Genomic DNA, 3,856 nt, shown 5'->3' with positions numbered 1-3,856 from the left:
GCGCGTGGACGCCGAGCGACTTGCGCAGCCAGAGGCCGAAGGCGATCAGCGCATGGCGCGGGGGCAGCGTCGGGTCGTGGTAGTCGGCGCGGCGGTCGACGGAGCGGCCGCGGTCGGGGGCGAGGGCGATGGTGACGTTGCCGAAGGTGGCGGCGCGGAAGGGGAAGCTTCCGCGCAAACCTGTTTCGTCTTCCGCTTTGCCCCAAGCGGCTTCGACCGCAGTGATTGCCGCAGTCGGCAACTCCGTCGAGAAGGCAATGTAGTTATCTAAGGCCAATCCAGTATCGCTGGCTTCCAGCAAATCCAGCAACCCACGCGGCGTCTGCGGAATCCCCTCAATCACATAGCCCTGCTCCTTCAGGTCATGCAGCATGGCGAGCACGCTGGACGGCACGTCGAGGCCCACGGCATAGCCGGTTCGACCAGGGGCACTGGGATAATCCGGGATCAGGATCGCCAGCTTGCGCCCGGCGCGGGGTGTCTCCTGCAACTTGATGAAGGCCGCGACGCGGTCAGCGACCTGCGCCACGCGATCCGGTTCCGGCCGGTTGGCGAAGGCGCGGTGGCCAAGCGCGGGATCGGTCTCGGTCTCGCCCTTGAAGGAAATGGCGCCGGCGAGGACGCGGCCGTCGAGTTCGGGCAGCACGACATGCATGGCGAGGTCGGCGGGTGCCAGGCCACGCTGGTTGTTTTGCCAGATGTCGCGGCGGGTGGTGGCGACGATGACCTGGAAGACAGGCACGCCGGCGCGGTCGAACAGCGTTTCGATGCCGGGTTCGGCGCCTGAGGCGAAAGCGGTCGCGGTGATGATGGCGGCGGGCTTCAGCGCCGTCAGTGCTGTTTGCACGAATGCCAGGGATGCCGGGTCCTTGAGGCTGGAGACGAAGATCGGGACTGGGTCGATGCCGCGCTGCCGCAGCGCTTCAACAAGCGCATCGATGGGCGCGACATCGGCGGCCAGCAGCATCGAGCGATAGAACAGGATGGGGATGATAGGAGCGTTGACGTTGTAAGCGCCAGCATTCGATAAGTCCGGCTTCTCCACAACTCCACATCCAGGCACGTAAAAACCAGCTTTCGGCACCACCACCGGGCCGATAACTTCCGCATCCGACCCCGCCAGCCGCGCCAATTTCCGCACCAGTGCGCTCATATTCGCCGGGCCGCCCTCGCGGAAATAGTCGAGCAGGCCGTCCAACTCCTCGCGCGGCAGCGTCGAGGCTTCGATCAGGCGCAGATCCTCGTCGCGGCATTCGCCGGGCAGCAGCGCCAGTTTTATGCCGCGTTCGCGGGCGGTCGAGGCAAGCTGGTCGCAGCCGTAGCGCCACCAGTCGTAGCCGCCGAGGATGCGCACGAGGATGATCTTGGCATGGCGGGCGACGCTGTCGACCCAGAGGTCGACGGACATGGGATGGCGCAGGTCGCGCAGTGCGGCCAGCCGCATCGAGGGCAGGCGGTCGGCATCGGTCCTCCACGCCGCCGCCAGTCCGGCGAGGTCGCTGTCGGTGAAGGACAGCGCCACGATATCCGCCGGCGTCTGCCGCAGATCGACCGGCTCGGCGAGGTCGTCGAGCGAGGCGGATGTCGTGGTTAGGATGTGCATCGCAATCCGTGTCCGAAATCAGCCGGCGAGTATACGCTCGATCGCCGGGCGGTTCAGCCCTTTCAGGCCGATGACGACGAGGCGCGAGCGGCGGTCGTCCTGCGCGGTCCAGGCGCGGTCATAGTAATGATTGACGCGCGGCCCGACGGCCTGCAGCAACAGCCGCATCGGCTTGCCGCCGACCTCGACGAAGCCTTTTACACGCAGCACGTTCTCTTCTTCTGCGACCGTGGCGACGCGTTTTGCCAGTTCATCGGGATTGGCGACCGAGGCTATGTCGACAATGAAGGTGTCGAAGTCGTCATGCTCGTGGTCGAAGGCGCCGTCATGATGGGATTTGCGGTTCTCGATGTCGTCCTCGACGGCGAGACCGAGCCCGAGCAGCACGGAGGGATCGACCTTGCCATGCGAGGTCGGCACGATCTTCACTGCGCGGGCGGAGTGTTCGCCAATGATGGCATTGGCGCGGGCGGTGCCGGCGGCGTCCATCAGGTCGCTCTTCGACAGGATGATCAGGTCGGCGCAGGCGATCTGGTCCTCGAACAGTTCTTCCACCGGATCGTCGTGGTCGAGCGTCTCGTCCCCGGCGCGCTGCGCCTGGAGGGCCTCCATGTCGTTGGCGACGCGGCCTTCGGCCAATGCCGGTCCGTCGACCACGGCGATGACGCCATCGACGGTCACCCGGCTTTTCACGCTCGGCCACTGAAAGGCCTGGACCAGCGGCTTGGGCAGTGCCAGGCCCGAGGTTTCGATCAGGATATGGTCGACCTTCGGCGTCAGCGACAGGATTTGGTCGAGCGCCGGGACGAAATCATCGGCGACAGTGCAGCAGATACAGCCATTGGCCAGTTCTACGATGTTTTCCTCGGGGCAGGTGTCGATACCGCATCCCTTGAGGATCTCGCCATCGATGCCGATGTCGCCGAATTCGTTGACGATGATGGCGATGCGCTTGCCGCCGGCGTTTTCCAGGAGATGGCGGACCAGCGTCGTCTTGCCGGCGCCGAGGAAGCCGGTGACGACGGTGCAGGGAACGCGGGATACGGAAGTGGTCATGGTCAATCCTTCAGCATGTCGATGGGTGGAATGCGGGCCACGAGGCCGCGCTTGAGGCTATCGGGGCGGCCACGCCACGGGATCAGGCCATCTTTCGAGGTGGCGAAGAGCTTTGCGCCTGTCACGAGGTCGGCGCCGCTGGTCGCGGTCAGGTCGCCGAAGACATAGCTCCAGCAGCCGTCGCGCAGGATCGCGGCGCTGAGGCGCCGCTTGCAATTGCCAAGGCATTCGACGCTGCGGATGCGGATATCGTCGCCAGCGGCGGCGCGGCGCGTGTCGTCCGTCAGCAACTCGCCGGCGCGGGGATGAGCGTCGGAGCCGGTCTCATTGCGGCAGGAGCCGCAGACGATGATGGTGACGCCGGCCAAGGCATCATCATGGCCGGACGAAATATCCGCTGTGCCAGCCGAAAAACTGCTGTCGTGGTCCAAAGATCGGGCTCCTTGCCCGGAAACCCGCCGGGCGATCGGATTCTACAGTCGCAGACGGCAGGTCTCCTGGCTCGCGAGTCATCGCCTTGGGTAGCCGCCTTCCCGGGAATTCCCAGTGGTTTTCGGCCTTGGCTCTTCGCTTACAGTTGCGGGGACAGCCGCGGATTTGGGATTTTGCCCCGCACCGCATTCCCTCTTAGCCCTTGCCGTTGCGGGCAAGGGACCATCTGGAACCGGATTTAGGCTTTTGCGGGCGGCGGTGTCAACGCGAGCTTACGACACCGCTATGTCGGCCAGCGCCGGCCCCAAATCCCCGGCAGGCGTCACTTCGATGCGTTCGAGCCCGAGCCAACCCTGCATCTGCTTCAATTCCTCGAACAGCTCCGCAGCGGTTTCAGGCGGCGCACCGGGCTCCGCATAGGCTGCATGGACGCGCAGTATGCTGGCCGGGCGATCGGCCTTGAGGTCGACGCGTGCCACGATCCTGTCGCCGAGCAGGAACGGCAGGACATAATAGCCGTATTGCCGCTTGTCGGCCGGCGTGTAGATCTCAATGCGGTAGTGGAAGTCGAACAGCCGCTCTGTGCGCGAGCGTTCGAAGACGACAGGATCGAACGGCGCCAGCAGGGCGCGGGCCTCGATCTTGCGCGGCAGACGCGCGTCTTTATGAAGATAGGCGGGCTTGTCCCAGCCTTCGACGCGCACCGGCAGCAACTCGCCCGTTTCAACCAGTTCCTCCAGCCGGCCTTTCATATCGGCCGGCGAC

4 protein-coding genes and 1 riboswitch are annotated in these 3,856 nt (G+C 65.2%); all 4 genes read right to left on the bottom strand.

Annotated elements, in window-relative coordinates:
* Positions 1–1,603: cobaltochelatase subunit CobN (locus EN991_RS26830; protein WP_206519253.1), on the bottom strand; the 1,603-nt coding region annotated here is incomplete at its 3' end.
* An 18-nt stretch (positions 1,604–1,621) separates the two neighbouring features.
* A complete protein-coding gene (gene cobW, locus EN991_RS26825) occupies positions 1,622–2,659 on the bottom strand; it encodes a cobalamin biosynthesis protein CobW (protein ID WP_127369892.1) in 1,038 nt (345 codons plus the stop codon).
* Positions 2,660–2,661: 2 nt separating this feature from the next.
* Positions 2,662–3,090, bottom strand: coding sequence for a DUF1636 family protein (locus EN991_RS26820; protein WP_013531088.1), 429 nt, complete (start codon positions 3,088–3,090; stop codon positions 2,662–2,664).
* 38 nt (positions 3,091–3,128) lie between these two features.
* Positions 3,129–3,333: riboswitch (cobalamin riboswitch) on the bottom strand.
* Between the two features lie 30 nt (positions 3,334–3,363).
* A partial coding sequence (locus tag EN991_RS26815; protein ID WP_164769386.1) for a crosslink repair DNA glycosylase YcaQ family protein occupies positions 3,364–3,856 on the bottom strand: 493 nt, incomplete at its 5' end.

Origin of the sequence: Mesorhizobium sp. M7A.F.Ca.US.005.03.2.1, assembly GCF_003997795.1 — a bacterium.
Lineage (GTDB): Bacteria > Pseudomonadota > Alphaproteobacteria > Rhizobiales > Rhizobiaceae > Mesorhizobium > Mesorhizobium ciceri.
The sequence above is the reverse complement of the archived record's forward strand: the minus strand, read 5'-3'. Positions and strand labels throughout refer to the sequence as shown.

Coding starts and splice junctions, on each gene's coding strand:
- cobW (WP_127369892.1), bottom strand. CDS start 2,659: ATGACCACTTCCGTATCCCGCGTTCCCTGCACCGTCGTCACCGGCTTC.